Source organism: Bradyrhizobium sp. 187 (genome assembly GCF_023101005.1).
In the GTDB taxonomy this organism is placed as follows: Bacteria; Pseudomonadota; Alphaproteobacteria; order Rhizobiales; family Xanthobacteraceae; genus Bradyrhizobium; species Bradyrhizobium canariense_D.
This window is the reverse complement of record NZ_CP064693.1, coordinates 6,355,319-6,371,451: the sequence shown is the minus strand read 5'-3', so window position 1 is coordinate 6,371,451 and position 16,133 is coordinate 6,355,319. Positions and strand designations below refer to the sequence as shown.

Here is a 16,133-nt window from a genome sequence, read left to right as displayed (position 1 = left end):
GTAGCTCGCATGTTCGGGTCATGCCGGGATCGCCACTCGCCGCGCCCGATGGCGGGCAACCCGGAACTCCAAGCCCGGGTTACCATGACATCGCCTCTTCTACGCAGCCTTGAGGCCAAGTAGTTGCTGCGCTGTCCCACCCAACATCATCAGGCGGTCGGCATTATTGAATCCTTCCGCGGTCATGATGTGTTCCACAGCGGTCGATGTCCAACCGAAGGGATAGTCGGTGCCCAGGACAATCTGCGACTTACCAACTTGAAACGCCAGATGGCGCAGAGCCTCAGAGCTGAAGATCAGCGAGTCGAAATAGATCTGACGGAGATACTCCGTCGGCCTTTTCTTGAGAACCGGACCGGCGGCGCATTTTGCCGGTGACTGCAGGCAGGCATGATCAGAGCGGTCAGCATAGGATGGAAGGTAGCCGCCACCATGGGCCGCGAGTATCTTCAAGCGGGGGAAGCGGTCCAAGGTGCCCTCGAAGATAAGATGCGAGAGCGCGATTGTGGTGCCGAGCGGATTGCCGATCACGTTTGGGAGATTGCCGTTGCCCTGGAGGCGCTTCGATAGCTCAGGCGCGCCTTGAGGATGGATAAATAGTGGAACGCCAAGTTCCTCGGCCTTGGCCCAGACCGAGTTGAAACGCTGGTCCGAAAAGTCGACGCCGGCGACATTATCGCCAATGGCCGCGCCCTTGAGCCCATGGTGCTTGACGGCCGTTTCGAGCTGCTCGACGGCTATTTCAGGGACTTGAAGGGCAAGGGATCCAAAGGCCATGAACCGATCTGGTTTGGCGGCACAGAGACCGGCGAGTTTTTCGTTCTGTAGGTCGCAAACCTTTATGGCGGTGTCGCCGTCCAACGAGTACCAAGTTGGATTAATGCTCAAAACCTGCATGTCGATGCCTTGAGCATCCATCGCACGGATACGATCGTCAGCCATTTCAAGCGTCGGCGCTTCCATCTGCTGGCCCATCATGGCCGCCGTATCGGGGAAAGCGCAATGTGCGTGCATGTCTACGACCTTGGCTCGCTTTCCACCAATGATGATCTCGCGGCGCTTTGGTGAACCATTTGCGGCGTAGGCGAGCGAATGTTTCAGGCAGCATCCGGTGAAAACCACACCACCGAGGCCGGCAGTGAAGCTTTTGATAAAGGCGCGTCTCGTCGTCATTCTTTCTCTCCCCAGACCGTCGGTTGGTATCGTTTTCTTCTTCGAACCAATTCTCAATCAATCTTAAATATGGATTTGGTATTGGTTCAAATTGGTTGCGACCTCATTTTTGCCTGCGGAGGTCGTGCGCCGATGTCCCTTCGATCTGCCGACTGCCTTGGCCGACCAAGATATTTCAGCATTCGCTGGCGCTGGAACGGGCTCGCGCAGGCCGGCTCGGGCAAGGCTGATGCCATGCATTCTGGCTAGTTGGATTCCCTGCATATGTTCGCGAGAACTACTGTCACGGTAGTGCACAGTGGGCTGGCACGGACCGACGATGATGTTGGCTCCGTTAGATTGTGGATTGCCAATAGGCTGCAAATGAAGCCACGTCGCGGGTGCCCCAACCCTTACTGATAGCTTCGTCGAAGAGTTCGAGTGCTCGAGCTGTAAGCGGAGGTCGGTGGCCTCGGCTCTCGGCATCTTCCATCATGAGAGCGATGTCCTTTCGCGCGGTCGCGAGTTCGAAGGCTGCAGGCTCCGACAGATCGCCTCCCAGGGCAGCCGCGATGATATGCCCCCTGATGCGCAAGACGTTCGCGCCGCCGGGCGTGTCTGCAAGCATTTCGACGATCTGCGACGGCGAGTGCCCAAGATGCTTAATCATTGAGTAGGCTTCACCAAAGGTTTGATAGAAGACCAGCAACATCAGGTTGATCGCGAGTTTTGTGCTTGATCCGGCTCCAATATCGCCTACGTGATCGACTCGTCGGCAAAGTTGTTCAAGAAGCGGCATTGCACGCTCGATATCGACCTTCGTTCCGCCGGCAAACCCCAGCAACTGGCCGGAACGGGCTGGTGCGATCGTTCCGCCGACGGGGCATTCCACGATGGCCGCCCCGTGTTCCCTAACGTCGCGGGCGAGCCGTTCTTCCGTCGACGGGGTCACGGTACTCATGTCGATGAACAGCTTATCCCTGATGTCAGCGCGGAGAAGGCCGTCCTTTCCACGATACACCGCGTCGATCGCGGCAGGATCGGTCAGCATGGTTATGATGACTTCGGCGCCGACGGTCAGGTCGGCCGGAGTCTTGGCCTCGCCGGCGCCCATTGTGACCAGAGCGTCGGCTTTGCCTGGCGAGCGATTCCATACCGCGACCGTGTTGCCGCATTCGATCAGTCGCGCGGCGATCGCGCTGCCCATCCGGCCCAGGCCGGCGATACCAATGATCATCTGGTGCTCACTTCCTAATTCTCGTCGGAACATGCGAATGCGGCGATAGCACTTCCTGCGCCGTTGTTTGGCTTGGAATGGTGTGATGGGTAGGCGCCCGGTGGTCTATATCCCTGCCGCGCGTTTCATCACCTCGTAGATCGATGCCGTGTCCTCCAATTCATGCCCCTGCGCGAGCGCTGCGAGGTAGAATTGCGATGCAGCGGCAAACAGTGGCAACGGACAGTCTGCCTCGAGACCTAGTTGCGAGATCAATCCAAGGTCTTTCACATGCGTCTTTACCGTGACGGTCGCCTGGCCGAACGTACTGTCACGCATGAGCGGCCCGCGCACCTGAAACATGCGGGACGAACCGGCGCTCTCGCGCAGCGCATTGTAGACAACAGCCGGCTCGAGCCCGACCTTCAGTCCGAGAACCATGGCCTCTGCAGTCGATGCGTTATGGATCGTCACGAGATGGTTTGCGATCAGCTTCATTTTCGTGCCGTTGCCGAACGCACCCAAGAAGTGCTGCTCCTTCGAGATAACCGCGAAAACCGGGGCACAGCGATCGAAGCCGGAGCGCTCGCCGCTTGCCAGCATCACCAGGTCGGCGGATACAGCCTGAGCGCCAGTGCCACTGATCGGGCAGTCGAGAAAGATGTGGCCGCGGCCTTCGAGCGCCGCATGCGCAGCGAGCTTGGTTTCGAGCGAGAGCGTCGAACACTCAAGCAGGACTCGGTCGCGTATGTCTATCTGCGCGAGGGCAAACACCGTGTCGGCAAGCGCATTGGCGCTCGGCAGGCTAAGGATGACGATCTCGCTGCCCTCAATCAGGTTTTTCAGGGAAGAGACGGCGCTTCCGCCGGCGGCTGTGAGAGCGTCGCGGCGCGTCTCCGAGGGATCGAAGCCAAGAACGGCAATGCCAGCCTTGAGGAGATTGCGCGCCATGGCCAATCCCATGATGCCGACGCCAATAATGCCGACCGCTCCGGCAGTTGTTTCACTCGACTTTTGTGATCTGGCGATGTCGTCGTTCATCTGCTGCTTTCTGTATCAGTGCTCGCAGCCGTGCCTCGGACGGCGGCCTGGCTCGGCGAGCTGTATGGATTGAGGCGGACGCCGCTCAGGGGACAATCGGCAACAGAAGATGCGGCAGTTTGTCGACGGATGCATGTAGCGTGGTGGTGCCGTCGAAGACTTCCGGCGGACGGTCGATCGGGTCGTCGTGCAGGAAAGGACCGCAGCCAGTCAAGACGTTCTTGAAATTCGACAGTTTGCCGCCGTCTCCGCCCGGATAGACGTAGTCACGGCCCCTTATCGAAAGTGCTATGCGGTAGCCGGCCGGTACGACAACCGACGTCGGCCAGACCTCAACGGTCAACTCTACTTGCTCTCCCGCCGAGAGCGGCTGGACCACGTCGTGGGTGTGGTAAGGCATGTATGGCTTCGAGCGGGCCGCATCCTGCTTTCGATGCGACGCGCGCAGCCAGCCTTGCGCGACCGGTGTGTGTGGATCGATCGCGCCTTGATAGACAATCTCCTTGAAGTCCGGCGCGAAGACGCGCACGACAAGAAAAAGGTCGGCGTCGCGCGTCGAGGACGACACGAACAACTTGGCTGCAATCGGTCCCGTGAGCTCGGTTTCGTGTTGGAGCGGCTCGGTGAGGAAGGTCAGGCCGTCTCCCATCGCCCGGAAGGAGCGTTGGGCCGGCTTGGCTTCGGCCCGAGCCGTGGTGGCCAGCGCAAGCTGGTCGAGGTCGAGATAGAATTTCGTCCACTTCGTCCGGGCGATCGGCCATTCGGCTTCGCGGCGCTCGACGAAGCTGCCGTCCGCTTTGCGCACCTGCAGGATCACAGCAGGCGTCTTGTCCCAGCCATTATCCTTTCCCTTGAGGAAGTGGTCGAAGAACTGCAGCTGCAATTTGCGGCCGTAATCGGTATAGAAATGGGTCCAGTGCTCGAGACCATGCACCTCCAGCCATTTCTGCTTGGCAGGTGCTTCGACGAAGCCGTCGAAGTTTCCGCGTGGGTGGAGGCCTTGGCCGCCCCAGTTTGCCGAAGACAGGAAGGGAACGTCGATCTTGCTCCAATCGGCGGTACGGTCATGGTAAAATGAGTCGTTCAGCGACCGACCATTGACCTCTCGGCCAAAATCGATCCGATTCCGCGCGAGTTCCTCGTCCGACAGGATTTCGGGGCCGCAAACGAGTTCGCCGTGGACCGAACTGCGTCGGCCGCGCTCGCCGATGCCGTACTGAACGGTCTTGACCTGCATGTCGTACCAATTGGCCCAAAAGGTCGAGAGAATGCCGCCGTGGTGGCTGAACTCCCGGTACGCGTCATTGGCGCCTTCCCAGATGCACATCGCCGCGAGATGAGGTGGTCTGTGCTGCGCGACATGCCATTGGTTCGAGCCGAAATAGGATACGCCGTTGAGGCCGACCTTGCCGTTTGACCAGCTCTGCATACCGGCCCATTCGATGCATTCGTAGAAGTCTCGCTGCTCACGCGGACTGAACGGATCGATGAAGCCGGGGGAACAGCCGCAGCCGCGCGAATCGACGCGGATACAGGCATAACCATGCGGCACCCATTTCTCTGGATCCGCGACTTCCCAGGATTGATAGAGATTAGATGAGCCATCCGCGACATCGGGATGCTCGCGGACCATGCGCTCCCAAGCGCTCGGATACCCGTCTTGGAATGACAGCCCCTTGGCATATGGGCCGTACGTCAAGAGCGCCGGATAGGGGCCATCGCCGACCGGCCGGAAGATGTCTGCGCGCAGGAGGTTACCATCATCCATTGTAATAGGGACGTTCCACTCGATATGCATCCCGTCGCGAAGCTCGATGCGATGTTCGCCTTCTGTCGCCGGCTCACTGTCAGCACGTGCTTGAACGTTGGACATCTAAGATCCTCCCCAAATTTGCAAACAAAATAGAAGGGGGACTTCGCCCGGCAAATTATGAAATCAACGAAAAGCGATCATTTTTCGTTATGTCACGGTCATTCGACAAGTTGATGGGAAAGAGAACTTCTTATCATTGTCATCGAAGGTCGATGCGCTGCAAGCTGGAGAGAGTTCGATTTTCGTAACAAGGGCTTTCCATGGAAACACTCGACTTTCTCTCATCGGATTTTCAAGCCGAAGTGCGCAACTTCCGCAGCGCGCTTGGCCGGTTCGCTACCGGAGTGACGGTCGTCACGACTCGCGCACCTGGCGGAAAGCTCGAGGGCCTCACAGCGAATTCGTTTTCGGCCGTTTCGCTCGACCCGCCGCTGGTGCTTTGGAGTCTGCGGCGTCAAGCGCCCTCGCTTCAGGCCTTCATCAATGCAAACTGTTTTGCGGTCAACGTCCTGTCGAAAACGCAGGTACAGATGTCGCGCCATTTTTCTACGCCGTTCCTCGACAAGTTCGAGCAGCAGGCTTTCATCAGCGGTGTTGACGGCTGTCCGATGCTCTTCGCTGAAAGCCTGGCAATATTCGAGTGCCGAACCGAGAAGATGATCGAGGGCGGCGACCATATTATCTTTCTCGGGCGTGTCGTCCGTGCGCATCATCGTGACGGCGAGCCACTGACTTTTGTGGCAGGGGGATACGGCACCCATTTGCCGCTGTCTGAGCCGCTTCACGCGCGCGGCTAAAGCGCGATGAGATTGGGATGGATCGTCATCGCGCAATTAGTTGATGTTTGAGCATGATCTTTTCGGAAAACCGCTTCACACTTTTCCGGATCATGCTTTAGTCGTTGTTATTGCTATCTTGCGAGAGGGCGTTTCGATATGTAATCGGTTTGCCAGGGAGCTGTTGGAGGGCGGTCAAGTCTCTGCCGCAACGTTTATGACCGCGATGTCGAGCGGCACCCGTTAAGGGACCTGCCTTGGTCCCGTTTGGCAACAGAGCCAGTTCTTGGACATTATCTGGAATAATGAAGATCATCTTGGAGCATAATTTTGCTCGCTGTCCTTTTGACTGTAGCCTTTTTCAAGTTTCTTAAAGGGACAACGGTTGGGGAGGGTGGGAATGACAAGCTGTTTGGGCTCGTGGCTGAGAGCTGCAATTGTTGGCGTCATATGTATGTGGAGCGCGGCGGCGGCTGCGGAAGGGCGCATCAAGATTGGCTGCACGGGCTCAACGGACTGCGCATCTGCGGTCGTCGCCGCCAAGGAGGGGATATTTAAGAAGAACGGTCTTGACGCCGAGATGGTGCTGATCGGCCTCGCCTCCAACATACCTGCTGCACTGGTTTCCAATTCTATTCAGATCGGCGGCCTTACGCCGCCCATGCTGTTACAGGCCGATGACGGAGGGCTGGATCTTGTCGCGTTAGCCGGTGCGTCCTCGACCGCAAAGGAGACGGTTGGAACCATCGGTGTGATCGCGAAGAGGGAACTTCCGATCAAAGTCGCGAGTGACTTTGTTGGCAAGAAAGTCGGAGCTCCTGGGCTTGGTGTCTTCCTTGATGTTCTATTTCGCCAATGGTTGATTCAGAAAGGCGTCGACCCGAGTAAGGTCTCTTTTGTCGAGGTGACCTTCGCGACGATGAATGATCTGCTTAAGACGGGTACGCTTGACGCAGTGATTGCTTCGGAGCCGACGCTTTCGCGCATCTCTGGTCCCGAGGGGGCGGGGACGGTCGTCGCGAACTTCATGTCTGATTTTCCCGAGAAACAAACCGTTGTTGTCTATAGCGCGACGCGTCAATGGGCGGCCGCCAATCCCAAGGAGGTCGCGGCATACCGCAAGTCGATTGTCGAGGCGGCCGAAATCGTCAATCGCGATCCGGACAACGCGCGTCAGGCAATGTCCGAGTTTACCAAGGTGTCGATGGATATTCTTAAGAGCGTGAGGCTCTCGGTGTCCGATCCCGCAATAACAACTGAGCAACTCGGTTGGTGGATGGATATTATGAAACAGCAAAAGCGGCTGCAGAACATAACGAGCGGTGCCGGTATTGTACTGCAATGAGCGTAACGTCCGTTGCATTAGCCACGCAGTCCGATATGGCGGGTGCCTCACGGGTGGGTGTGAGAGAATCCCTCGTTTCGTTCGATCGGGTGACGCTCGCCTATGGTCCCCGCACGATTATCTCAGATTTGAGCCTTGATATTGCGCAGGGTGAATTCGTTTGTGTGATCGGTCCGTCCGGTTGCGGAAAGACTTCCGCGCTGCGGATCATGGCAGGCTTGGTGGCGCCCACCAAAGGTACGATCTCTGTCGCAGGGCGCCCCTTCACCGCGCCCCAGCGCGACATCGCGATCGTCTTCCAAGATTATAGTCGCGCGCTTTTGCCCTGGCGTACCGCGTCAGGCAATATTTCACTGGCGCTTGAAGCCGCGAATGTTGCCCGTAGCGAGCGCGCGAATCGCATCGCGGTTTTGCTCGCGAAAGTCGGTTTGGGCAATCATGGGAATACCTATCCGTCAGAAATGTCGGGCGGCATGCAGCAACGGCTACAGATCGCGCGCTGCCTTGCGCAAGAGCCGAAGCTCCTGCTGATGGATGAGCCGTTCGGGGCGCTGGACGCGATGACCCGACAGGCACTCCAGGATGAACTGCTTGGCATCGTGGCCAGCACCGGCGCAACGGTTTTCTTTGTTACGCACGATCTGGAAGAAGCCATCTATCTTGGTGATCGCGTTATTGGACTTTTGCCGAACCCCGGCCGCATTGGCATTTCGTGCGAGGTGGCATTGTCCCGGCCGCGAGACCAGCTTACGGCACGGGAAAATCCCGCCTTCCTTCAGCTGCGGCGCGAATTGTTTGATTTCATCCGGCGTGCGGAGCGCGCATGAGTAACCTTGCCAGGGGATTGCTTGTCCCTGCGGTCCTGCTCGGAGCAGCTGAGGGCGCGGCGCAATTATCCGGCATGCGGAGCGACGCCGTAGCGCCACCGAGTGCGGTCATCGCTGCATTTCGTGACCTGTTCACCGACCGGACGATCGTGATCGCAACGCTGGATACGCTGACGACAACGTTCGCGGGTCTTGGGCTTGGCGGAGGTTTTGGATTGGTGCTCGGGCTGGTGTTCGGACTGGTCCGCCCGCTCGATCGCGTTACTTCGCCGGCGATCGAGATCGTTCGTCCAATTCCTTCGATCGCACTCATTCCAATCGCGATCATTGCGTTTGGCTTCGGCTACAGCATGGAAGTGTACATTGTGGCGTTTGCCTGCCTATGGCCTATCCTCATCTTGACCCGTACGGCCATTTCGGAGATTGACCCGCGTCTAATTGAAGTATCGCGAGTCCTGCGGCTGACGTTGATCCAGAAGGTGACGAAAATCGTCATTCCCGCCGTGCTCCCGCGTATCGTCGTGTCGATCCGGCTGGCGGCAGGCGTCGCACTTGTCGTCGCGGTAACCGTGGAAATTGCTGCCAATCCTCTTGGCCTCGGCAATGCCATCATGGTGGCCCAGCAATCGTTACGTCCGGCGGTCATGCTGGCCTATCTGGTCTGGATCGGAATTGTTGGCTTCATGCTTAGCGCCGGCCTGACGCTTGTCCAGCGCCACCTGTTGGGCCGTGCGGCCGTGATCGAGGCCGAGCGATGAAGAGTTGCGGGGCTTGGTTGTGGCGGGCAGGCAGTGTCATTGTCGTCGTGTGTCTAGGTCTACTCTGGCAGTGGGTCACTGATCAGCATTTCATCTCGCCGGTTTTTCTTCCCGGCTTGGATCGTGTCGGGCAGGCCCTCGCGCGCGGCTTGAGTTCGGGCGACCTTACTCCCAAGGTTCTGGCCACGATCGAACGAATGTTGTGGGGCTGGTTCATTGCGTCGCTTATCGGTATCCTCCTTGGCGCCATGATCGGGATCTCGCCGCGCCTCAAATCATATCTGGCCCCGATCCTCGAGTTTCTCCGCCCGCTGCCGGCGTCGGCGATTGTGCCGGTCGTGATTGCTTTGCTCGGTTTGACAGATGCCATGATACTGTCGGTCGTCGGCTTTGGCGCTCTTTGGCCGGTTTTGTTGGCGACCGTTCACGGCTTTTCGGCCGTTGATCCGAGGCTGTATGAGGTCGGACGTGCGTTGCGCATGTCCAAGTTTGCGACGATCTACAAGATCGCGCTGCCCTCGGCCATGCCGGATATACTGTCCGGCATGCGCCTCAGCCTCACGGTCGCCCTAATCCTCTCCGTCGTCTGCGAGATGATTTCGGGTCGCGAAGGGCTCGGAAACTGGATACTGCTTTCCGCGCGCTTCTTTCGTTCGGCGGACCTCTATGCCGGAGTGCTGCTTCTCGGTCTGATTGGCTACGCCAGCGCATTCATCCTCAGTGCGGTTGACGGGAACATGTTCGCCTGGCGCCGGCGACGGGGCGACCTCATACGATAGACCCTATCATCCGGGATCGGTCTCCATGATCGCAAATTCTTCGCAGTAGCCCAGCGTCATTATCGGCGGTGATATGACGCGTGAGAAATCATTATTTTTGCAATCTGCCTCGTCCGGGTAGTGCTCACCTTATCACAGGAGAATTGCCATGCAGTTGGGCTTTTTCACGATGCCCGTTCACCCGCTAGAAAAGGAATGGAAGCGATCTCTTCAAGAGGATCGCGAGGCTTTCATACTTGCGGACGAACTCGGTTTCACGGAAGGATTCTGTGGCGAACATGCCACCGACCAAGCTGAAAATATTACCTCGTGTTCGTTGTTCATTGCGACGCTGATCGACGCAACGAAGCGGATCAAGCTCGGAACCGGTACTGTCAATCTTCCCAACAGTCATCCGGCAGCTGTCGCTGCACAGGTGGCAATGCTCGATCACCTTCTCGATGGACGGTTCATTTTCGGCATCAGCCCCGGAGGCCTGATTTCCGATGCGGAAGTCTTCGGCAATCTCGACGCGAACCGCAATGAAATGTTTTTGGAGGCGATCAACCACGTGCTGAGGATTTGGTCGTCGGAGCCGCCATACGACATCCAGGGCAAATACTGGCACATCACGACAGCCCGCACCGTCCTCACGGAAATCGGACAGGGCATTCTGCCCAAGCCGCTCCAGCGGCCTCATCCTCCGATTGTAGTGACGGCTGTCGCGCCGTTCTCGAAAGGAATTACCGAAGCGGCGGCTCGCGGATGGGAGCCCATTTCGGCGAACTTCCTGATGCCCGTTTGGGTCAAAAGTCATTGGCCGAAATACGTCGAAGGCTGCGAACGAGTAGGCCGGCCGGCTGACTTCGCTCATTGGCGTGTGGCAAAGAGCGTATTCGTCGCTGAGGACAGGGCGACCGCGAAGGAATATGCGACAAGCGCTCGCAGTCCATATCGCTTCTACTATGAGCAGATGCTCGGCAAGATGCGTAAGGGAGGCCGCCTCGAACTATTCAAGACCGATCGCAATATGTCGGATGACGAGGTCAACATCGATATGATGATGGATGCTCTCGTGATCTACGGTACGCCAGACGAGGTTGCGGACAAGCTGCTTGCATTCCGGGAGACGGTCGGGCCATTCGGCACGATGCTGTATGCCGGACATGATTGGCTGGATCGCGAACTAGCGCGCAAGTCGATGGTCTTGCTGGCCGAGAAAGTGCAGCCGCAGATCGTGCAAGCCGAGCGAGACGCGACCGGTGTCGGTCGGACTAAATCAGCCGTTGGATAATACCCAGATCGGCGACGGGTGGGAGGCTCCTTGAATTACTTCAGATTGCCAGACGGCCGGCGTATAGCGATCCGCATTGAGGGTGATGAAAGGCTGCCGTGGCTGGTGCTCTCAAACAGCCTGGCGGCCGATTACACGATGTGGGATAGCCAGATGAAGGCTCTTCTCCGTCGATACCGTGTGCTGTGTTACGATACACGAGGGCACGGCGATAGCAGCGCACCTGAGGGGCCTTACAGTTTCGATGACCTCGTCGGCGACGTTATCGCCCTGCTTGACGGCTTCGATATCGATAAGACGGCCTTCATGGGGCTATCGCTGGGAGGGATGACCGGACTTGGGCTCGCGCTTACGCATCCGACGCGAGTATCGGCTCTCGTATGCTGTGATGCCCGCGCGGACGCGCCTTCAGCTTTTATCAAGAGCTGGGATGAACGGGTGGCGCAAGTGCGGGCGCACGGCCTGCAATCAATTCTGGCAGAAACTCTGGAGAGATGGCTTTCCCAGCGCTTCCGAGAAGCAAATCCCGACGAAGCGGCGCGTATTGCCACCATGATCTTGAAGACCTCAACCGTGGGGTACGCCGGTTGCGCTGAGGCGCTCAAAAGGCTTGCCTACCTTGGCAGCCTTGATCGGATCGTCCACCGGACCTTATTCGTTGTTGGATCCGATGATCTGGGAGCGCCACCGTCGGTTATGCGTGACATGGCTCGGCGTGTTCCTGGGGCCCTCTACAGGGAAGTAGCTGGCAGCGCCCATCTACCGAATGTCGATAACCCTGAGGGGTTCTTCAAGGCCATCAACGACTTTCTTGGGCTGGATAGATAGTGATCGCGAATCGCAGCGTCTATTGATTGCCGTTGAGGCAGCGAACGGTCGGTTGCAATCGTGTTGTGCCTGCTTTTCCGCATTTTTCTTGATCACGCCCGAGGCCAGCGTTGGTTGAGTTGGTGCGCCTCCTCTGACAGGATTTCCAGGAACGCCGTAGCTGGGGCGGATAGCACGCGTCGTGACGGCTCGATTAGGATCAAATCGAGCCCGAACGGCGGGTTGGCGATTGGGTTCACCGTGAACGAACGCGGTTTCCCGGTTTCGGCCATCATGATTCCGGGAAGGATGCAATGCCAATCGGTACGAGCGACGAAATCGAGCGATCCGAGCATGGCGTCCAGTTCAAGAAGCTTATCAATCTGAATACTGTTCGATGATAAATAGGTTTCTATCAAGTTTCTGCGCGTATTGACCTTGCTTGGCAGCACGAGTTTGATAGGGCTGATATCACGCAGGTCGATTGGCTGGCCATGTTTGAGATCCGAGTGCTTGGCCGACACGAGTACTTCCGGTGTCCGGATAAATAGTCTGCTGCGAAGTCCAAGAGCGCCGGGAAATGCGGGAACAATCGCGAAATCGAGCACGCAATTCTGAACCTGGAGTGTAAGCGCGGCGCTAAAGCCCTCCACGACCCTTATCGCGCAGTTCGGGTGTTCATTGATAAAGCGGGCTAGAGTAGGTGCTAGTACGCCACGGGTCATAGTCGGCATTAGCCCGATGTTGATTGCCCCTTCGATGCCATGTCCAAAACTGCGGACGGCGCGTTCAGCTGTTGCGTGGGCACGCAATACTTCAATGCAATGGTGATAATACTGGTCGCCAGCCGGGGTAGGAACCACGCCACCCGTGTCACGGACGAACAGCTTGACCCTGAACGAATCTTCCAGCTTTCGAATATGCTGCGAAACGCCGGATTGAGTAGCATGCTCACGCTCCGCCGCGGTTGTGAAGGAGCGTTCCTCATAAGCTGCTACGAAAAGCTTCATATCGCGAAGATTGTCGCTCACCCCTCATCGCCCTTTTTGATTGGTTCGATGGAATCACATCACGTTCTATACTGTAGATGCGCCCGATTGTCCGCCTGTGATGGACCTTCGAACGGAGCCGCCTGGATTTTTGTACGTGACACCGCTTTTGAGCTCACGGTCGACGTCGGGCTCATTCCGAAGCCAAATGAGATTCGTGACCATGGGCGGCGACATCCATTCCTTGCAATCGATTTGCTTCCATCACAAAACCTAATTGACGGCAGTCGATCTAATTATTTGAGCTTCAGGTTCAGGCAAGTAGCGTTCACTGACAAAATCGGCGGGCGCCAATGTCCGACAAATAATCTCGGGAGAAGCGCAAATGACAACTTTCTCGCCCAAGTTGGTCAGTTCTCTTAGCGTCCCCATGCCCGTCGAGCATTCAACCCCAGAGAAAATGGTCGTTTCGGCGAATGACGTGTCATTCGCGTACGGAACGATGGCGCCGACCGTGGTCGGATTCGACCTGGCGGTGAGGCCCGGCGAAATCGTATCGATCGTTGGTCCCAGCGGTTGTGGCAAGTCGACGCTTCTGCGGCTCTTCTCGGGACTGAGGCAGCCAACGTCGGGAACGGTCGAACGGAATTTCGGGCAGGGCAGTCGTCATGGCTGCAGCATGGTGTTCCAGGAAGACACGCTGCTGCCATGGCTGAAGGTCAAGGATAACGTTGCGCTATATTATCGCTTCACCCGCCGTCGCGCCGCGGACAAGGACCGTCACGTCGCCGAGCTGCTCGAAATGGTCGGCCTGACAAAATTTGCCGACTACTACCCCTATCAATTGTCAGGTGGAATGAAGCGCCGCGTCGCAATCTTAACTGCGGTCGCTCCGACGCCGGATCTGCTGCTGCTGGACGAGCCCTTCTCGGCGCTTGATGAGCCGACCCGAATTGGCGTTCACAGCGATCTGTACATGTTGCTGCGAAAGCTGAATATCACGGCAATCCTGGTGACTCATGATCTTGCGGAAGCGACCTGTCTCTCCGACAGAGTAGTGATCCTGTCGCGGCCCCCATCGCACGTCGTTGAAGAGATCCGTATCCCTTTCGGGGAGTCGCGAGAGATGATGAACTTGCGAGACGACCCGCGGTTTTTGCAGATTTACGGACAGCTTTGGCATACCCTAAAAGGCCAGATCGCGGGCCTAGCCCGTGAAGTCGGCGACGCCCGCGTCTCCGGCGTCGCGCCATGACCGTCTGCCCAAATGACTGACGTCGATATTCTGATCGTCGGCGGAGGCACCGCCGGCTGCGTCCTGGCAAATCGCCTCAGCGCCGATGCAATGCTGCGGGTGATGCTAGTCGAGGCCGGGCGCGACATTGTGCCGGGCGCGGTGCCGAAAGACATCGATGACGTGTTTCCGCGTGCCTACGCCAATCCAGCTTATTTTTGGCCCGATCTGAAGGCGCGCTCGGTTGTGGGACGGCCGTGGAGCCATTACACCCAGGCGCGAGTTATGGGCGGTGGTTCGAGTGTTATGGGCATGTGGTCGCTGCGAGGACTGAGCGCAGACTACGACTCTTGGGCCCGCTTCGGCGCACAAGGCTGGGATTATAAGGATGTCCTGCCCTATTTCAAACGAGTGGAGAGCGACGCCGATTTCAGCGGCGACCTGCATGGGTGCGAAGGGCCGGTGGTTTTGCAGCGAACGCCCATCACACAATGGCCGGGCCTCAACCATGCGGTCATGCGCGCAGTCAAGGCCCGTGGATTCAACTATCTCGAGGACGGCAACGGCGACGACCGCGACGGCATTTTCGCGGTGCCGCTTTCAACCGATGGGCGTGCCCGTGTCTCGGCTGCTTCCGCCTATCTTTCGCATAAGGTTCGAAAGCGCGACAACCTTGAAATTGTGGCGGATACTCGCGCGCTACGGGTTGTTTTTGAAGGCAAGCGCGCGATTGGCGTGGAAATTGCCGCAGCGAACGGCGCTCCGCGACTAATCCGCTCGAAGCTGACGGTCATCTCCTGCGGAAGTTTGCACACTCCTGCGCTTCTCTTTCGCTCGGCCATTGGCCCTGCGGCCAAATTGCAGCCGCTGGGCTCGGCCGTCGTTCACGATAATCCGCACGTCGGCCAGAATCTGCAGAACCATATCTTTGCCCATCTCGGCGCTGTCGTTAAACCTCGTGCACGGCAATCGTCAGCCTTGCGGCGATATTCGATGACCGGCATCAGGCTGTCGTCACGTGCGGCAGGGGCACCGCCATCGGATCTGTTTCTTGGCGTCATGTCGCGAACCGCCGGTGGTGCGGCCGGAAACCGTCTTGCGATGCTTGCGGCCATCCTGAACGCGCCTTTCTCACGCGGCGTGGTGGAGCCGGATCCCGAGGCGCCATTTGGGCCGCCTCGCGTGGATTTCGCGATGCTAAGCGATCCGCGCGATGTATCGAGGCTGGTCCAGGCTGCCGGAGTTGCGCGCGGTATTCTGCTCGATCCTGATCTCAAGGAGGCAATCGACCTGCCTTTCGTAGTGCCGGCGAATCCTCCGATCCGGTTGCTCAACGGGCCAGGATTATCGGCGAAGGCGATGGGCCTCGGGATTATTGCCGCGTTTGGACGCTGGAACCCGTTCCGCGAGCTTGCGCTCAGGCTGTTTCTTGGACGTGGCCGGCTTCTATCCGAGATAGCGATTGAGAAGGACTTTGCAGACCTCGTCGTCGCGTCGGCGACACCGCAATTCCACCCGATCGGTACTTGCGCAATCGGTTCGGTGGTGGATTCGTCGTCCAAGGTGATCGGCGTCGAAGCATTGCACGTCGTTGATGCCTCGATCATTCCAGTAATACCGCGCGCCAATACCAATCTTCCGACGCTGATGGTCGCTGAGAAGTGTGCAGATCACATCTTGAACGCCTTCCGGGAATCTTCATCGCTTACGGAACCATCGTCAGCTTCGGCAGCCGAAACAGCACCAACCTCCCGGGGACATCATGACTAAGGCCGCCATCACGCGCGGCGACCCGATGTCGATGCAACGATCTGCTCCTGAAGAACCGGTGATTGGGTGTCAATATGAGTAACACGATGTCAGTTCATTGATGACCTCGTGGCATCCGGGAAGGCCGCGCTTCCACGGGGATCTTGCGGAATGGGCTGGCGGCCGCGCTGGTCGGTGAAGCTTGCTGCCAACGTGTCGCGCCGAAGGCGATCGGGGATCTCAACGCGTATGACCCGATGTCAGTTCGTCGATGACTTCTTGGCATGCGTGGAATTGGATGGCAGCACATACGATCGAATTGCTGGATGCTCGAAGCCAGAAAAGTGCAATGGCGCCAACGCGGTAATCAGAAT

At 58.0% G+C, this 16,133-nt stretch carries 14 protein-coding genes; 9 read left to right on the top strand and 5 right to left on the bottom strand.

All coding sequences use genetic code 11. The features are described 5' to 3' along the window. Nucleotides 1-99 precede the first annotated feature (99 nt). The 4 genes from IVB19_RS30765 to IVB19_RS30750 form a co-directional block, all read right to left on the bottom strand. Complete coding sequence (locus IVB19_RS30765) at nt 100-1,173, bottom strand: amidohydrolase family protein (protein ID WP_247820542.1); 1,074 nt, start codon at nt 1,171-1,173, stop codon at nt 100-102. 334 nt (nt 1,174-1,507) lie between these two features. Further along, entirely contained in the window at nt 1,508-2,389 is an 882-nt protein-coding gene (locus IVB19_RS30760) for an NAD(P)-dependent oxidoreductase (RefSeq protein WP_247820541.1), read from the bottom strand. Nucleotides 2,390-2,494: 105 nt separating this feature from the next. Beyond that, nucleotides 2,495-3,409 (bottom strand): NAD(P)-dependent oxidoreductase, encoded by a 915-nt coding sequence (locus IVB19_RS30755; RefSeq protein WP_247820540.1) that lies wholly within the window; start codon nt 3,407-3,409, stop codon nt 2,495-2,497. Nucleotides 3,410-3,494: 85 nt separating this feature from the next. Further along, nucleotides 3,495-5,282 (bottom strand): CocE/NonD family hydrolase, encoded by a 1,788-nt coding sequence (locus IVB19_RS30750; RefSeq protein ID WP_247820539.1) that lies wholly within the window; start codon nt 5,280-5,282, stop codon nt 3,495-3,497. A gap of 200 nt (nt 5,283-5,482) precedes the next feature. Between IVB19_RS30750 and IVB19_RS30745 the strand changes: the two genes are divergently transcribed. The 7 genes from IVB19_RS30745 to IVB19_RS30715 all read left to right on the top strand — a co-directional run bounded on the left by IVB19_RS30745 (nt 5,483) and on the right by IVB19_RS30715 (nt 11,808). Further along, the gene (locus IVB19_RS30745; protein ID WP_247820538.1) at nt 5,483-6,019 is read left to right on the top strand and encodes a flavin reductase family protein; all 537 of its coding nucleotides are present in this window, start codon (nt 5,483-5,485) and stop codon (nt 6,017-6,019) included. A 379-nt stretch (nt 6,020-6,398) separates the two neighbouring features. Then, nucleotides 6,399-7,343, top strand: a complete 945-nt coding sequence (locus IVB19_RS30740) for an ABC transporter substrate-binding protein (RefSeq protein ID WP_247820537.1) — start codon at nt 6,399-6,401, stop codon at nt 7,341-7,343. Between the two features lie 35 nt (nt 7,344-7,378). Next, on the top strand, nt 7,379-8,170 hold the full coding sequence (locus IVB19_RS30735; protein ID WP_524536711.1) for an ABC transporter ATP-binding protein: 792 nt from the start codon (nt 7,379-7,381) through the stop codon (nt 8,168-8,170). Beyond that, a complete protein-coding gene (locus IVB19_RS30730) occupies nt 8,167-8,928 on the top strand; it encodes an ABC transporter permease (protein WP_247820535.1) in 762 nt (253 codons plus the stop codon). Before IVB19_RS30735 ends, IVB19_RS30730 begins: the two co-directional genes overlap by 4 nt. Next, entirely contained in the window at nt 8,925-9,707 is a 783-nt protein-coding gene (locus IVB19_RS30725) for an ABC transporter permease (protein ID WP_247820534.1), read from the top strand. Before IVB19_RS30730 ends, IVB19_RS30725 begins: the two co-directional genes overlap by 4 nt. 148 nt (nt 9,708-9,855) lie before the next feature. Then, nucleotides 9,856-10,980 carry an LLM class flavin-dependent oxidoreductase gene (locus IVB19_RS30720; RefSeq protein ID WP_247820533.1) on the top strand — a complete coding sequence of 375 codons (1,125 nt, stop codon included), beginning with the start codon at nt 9,856-9,858 and terminating at the stop codon, nt 10,978-10,980. A 30-nt stretch (nt 10,981-11,010) separates the two neighbouring features. Then, entirely contained in the window at nt 11,011-11,808 is a 798-nt protein-coding gene (locus IVB19_RS30715; RefSeq protein WP_247820532.1) for an alpha/beta fold hydrolase, read from the top strand. Nucleotides 11,809-11,900: 92 nt separating this feature from the next. Here the strand turns inward: IVB19_RS30715 and IVB19_RS30710 are convergent, their stop codons facing one another. Then, nucleotides 11,901-12,818: a LysR family transcriptional regulator gene (locus IVB19_RS30710; protein WP_247820531.1), complete on the bottom strand. Its 918-nt coding sequence runs from the start codon at nt 12,816-12,818 to the stop codon at nt 11,901-11,903. A gap of 343 nt (nt 12,819-13,161) precedes the next feature. Between IVB19_RS30710 and IVB19_RS30705 the strand changes: the two genes are divergently transcribed. Together IVB19_RS30705 and IVB19_RS30700 are read left to right on the top strand one after the other, a co-directional pair. Continuing rightward, the gene (locus IVB19_RS30705) at nt 13,162-14,031 is read left to right on the top strand and encodes an ABC transporter ATP-binding protein (RefSeq protein ID WP_247820530.1); all 870 of its coding nucleotides are present in this window, start codon (nt 13,162-13,164) and stop codon (nt 14,029-14,031) included. A 12-nt stretch (nt 14,032-14,043) separates the two neighbouring features. Further along, on the top strand, nt 14,044-15,780 hold the full coding sequence (locus IVB19_RS30700; protein WP_247820529.1) for a GMC family oxidoreductase: 1,737 nt from the start codon (nt 14,044-14,046) through the stop codon (nt 15,778-15,780). Nucleotides 15,781-16,133: the final 353 nt, after the last annotated feature.

Bases quoted from the DNA above. Each gene is read 5' to 3' on its own strand.
- IVB19_RS30725 (WP_247820534.1), top strand. From the start codon at position 8,925: ATGAAGAGTTGCGGGGCTTGGTTGTGGCGGGCAGGCAGTGTCATTGTC.
- IVB19_RS30740 (WP_247820537.1), top strand. From the start codon at position 6,399: ATGACAAGCTGTTTGGGCTCGTGGCTGAGAGCTGCAATTGTTGGCGTC.
- IVB19_RS30750 (WP_247820539.1), bottom strand. From the start codon at position 5,282: ATGTCCAACGTTCAAGCACGTGCTGACAGTGAGCCGGCGACAGAAGGC.
- IVB19_RS30745 (WP_247820538.1), top strand. From the start codon at position 5,483: ATGGAAACACTCGACTTTCTCTCATCGGATTTTCAAGCCGAAGTGCGC.
- IVB19_RS30730 (WP_247820535.1), top strand. From the start codon at position 8,167: ATGAGTAACCTTGCCAGGGGATTGCTTGTCCCTGCGGTCCTGCTCGGA.
- IVB19_RS30700 (WP_247820529.1), top strand. From the start codon at position 14,044: ATGACTGACGTCGATATTCTGATCGTCGGCGGAGGCACCGCCGGCTGC.
- IVB19_RS30735 (WP_524536711.1), top strand. From the start codon at position 7,379: ATGGCGGGTGCCTCACGGGTGGGTGTGAGAGAATCCCTCGTTTCGTTC.
- IVB19_RS30765 (WP_247820542.1), bottom strand. From the start codon at position 1,173: ATGACGACGAGACGCGCCTTTATCAAAAGCTTCACTGCCGGCCTCGGT.
- IVB19_RS30755 (WP_247820540.1), bottom strand. From the start codon at position 3,409: ATGAACGACGACATCGCCAGATCACAAAAGTCGAGTGAAACAACTGCC.
- IVB19_RS30720 (WP_247820533.1), top strand. From the start codon at position 9,856: ATGCAGTTGGGCTTTTTCACGATGCCCGTTCACCCGCTAGAAAAGGAA.
- IVB19_RS30760 (WP_247820541.1), bottom strand. From the start codon at position 2,389: ATGATCATTGGTATCGCCGGCCTGGGCCGGATGGGCAGCGCGATCGCC.
- IVB19_RS30705 (WP_247820530.1), top strand. From the start codon at position 13,162: ATGACAACTTTCTCGCCCAAGTTGGTCAGTTCTCTTAGCGTCCCCATG.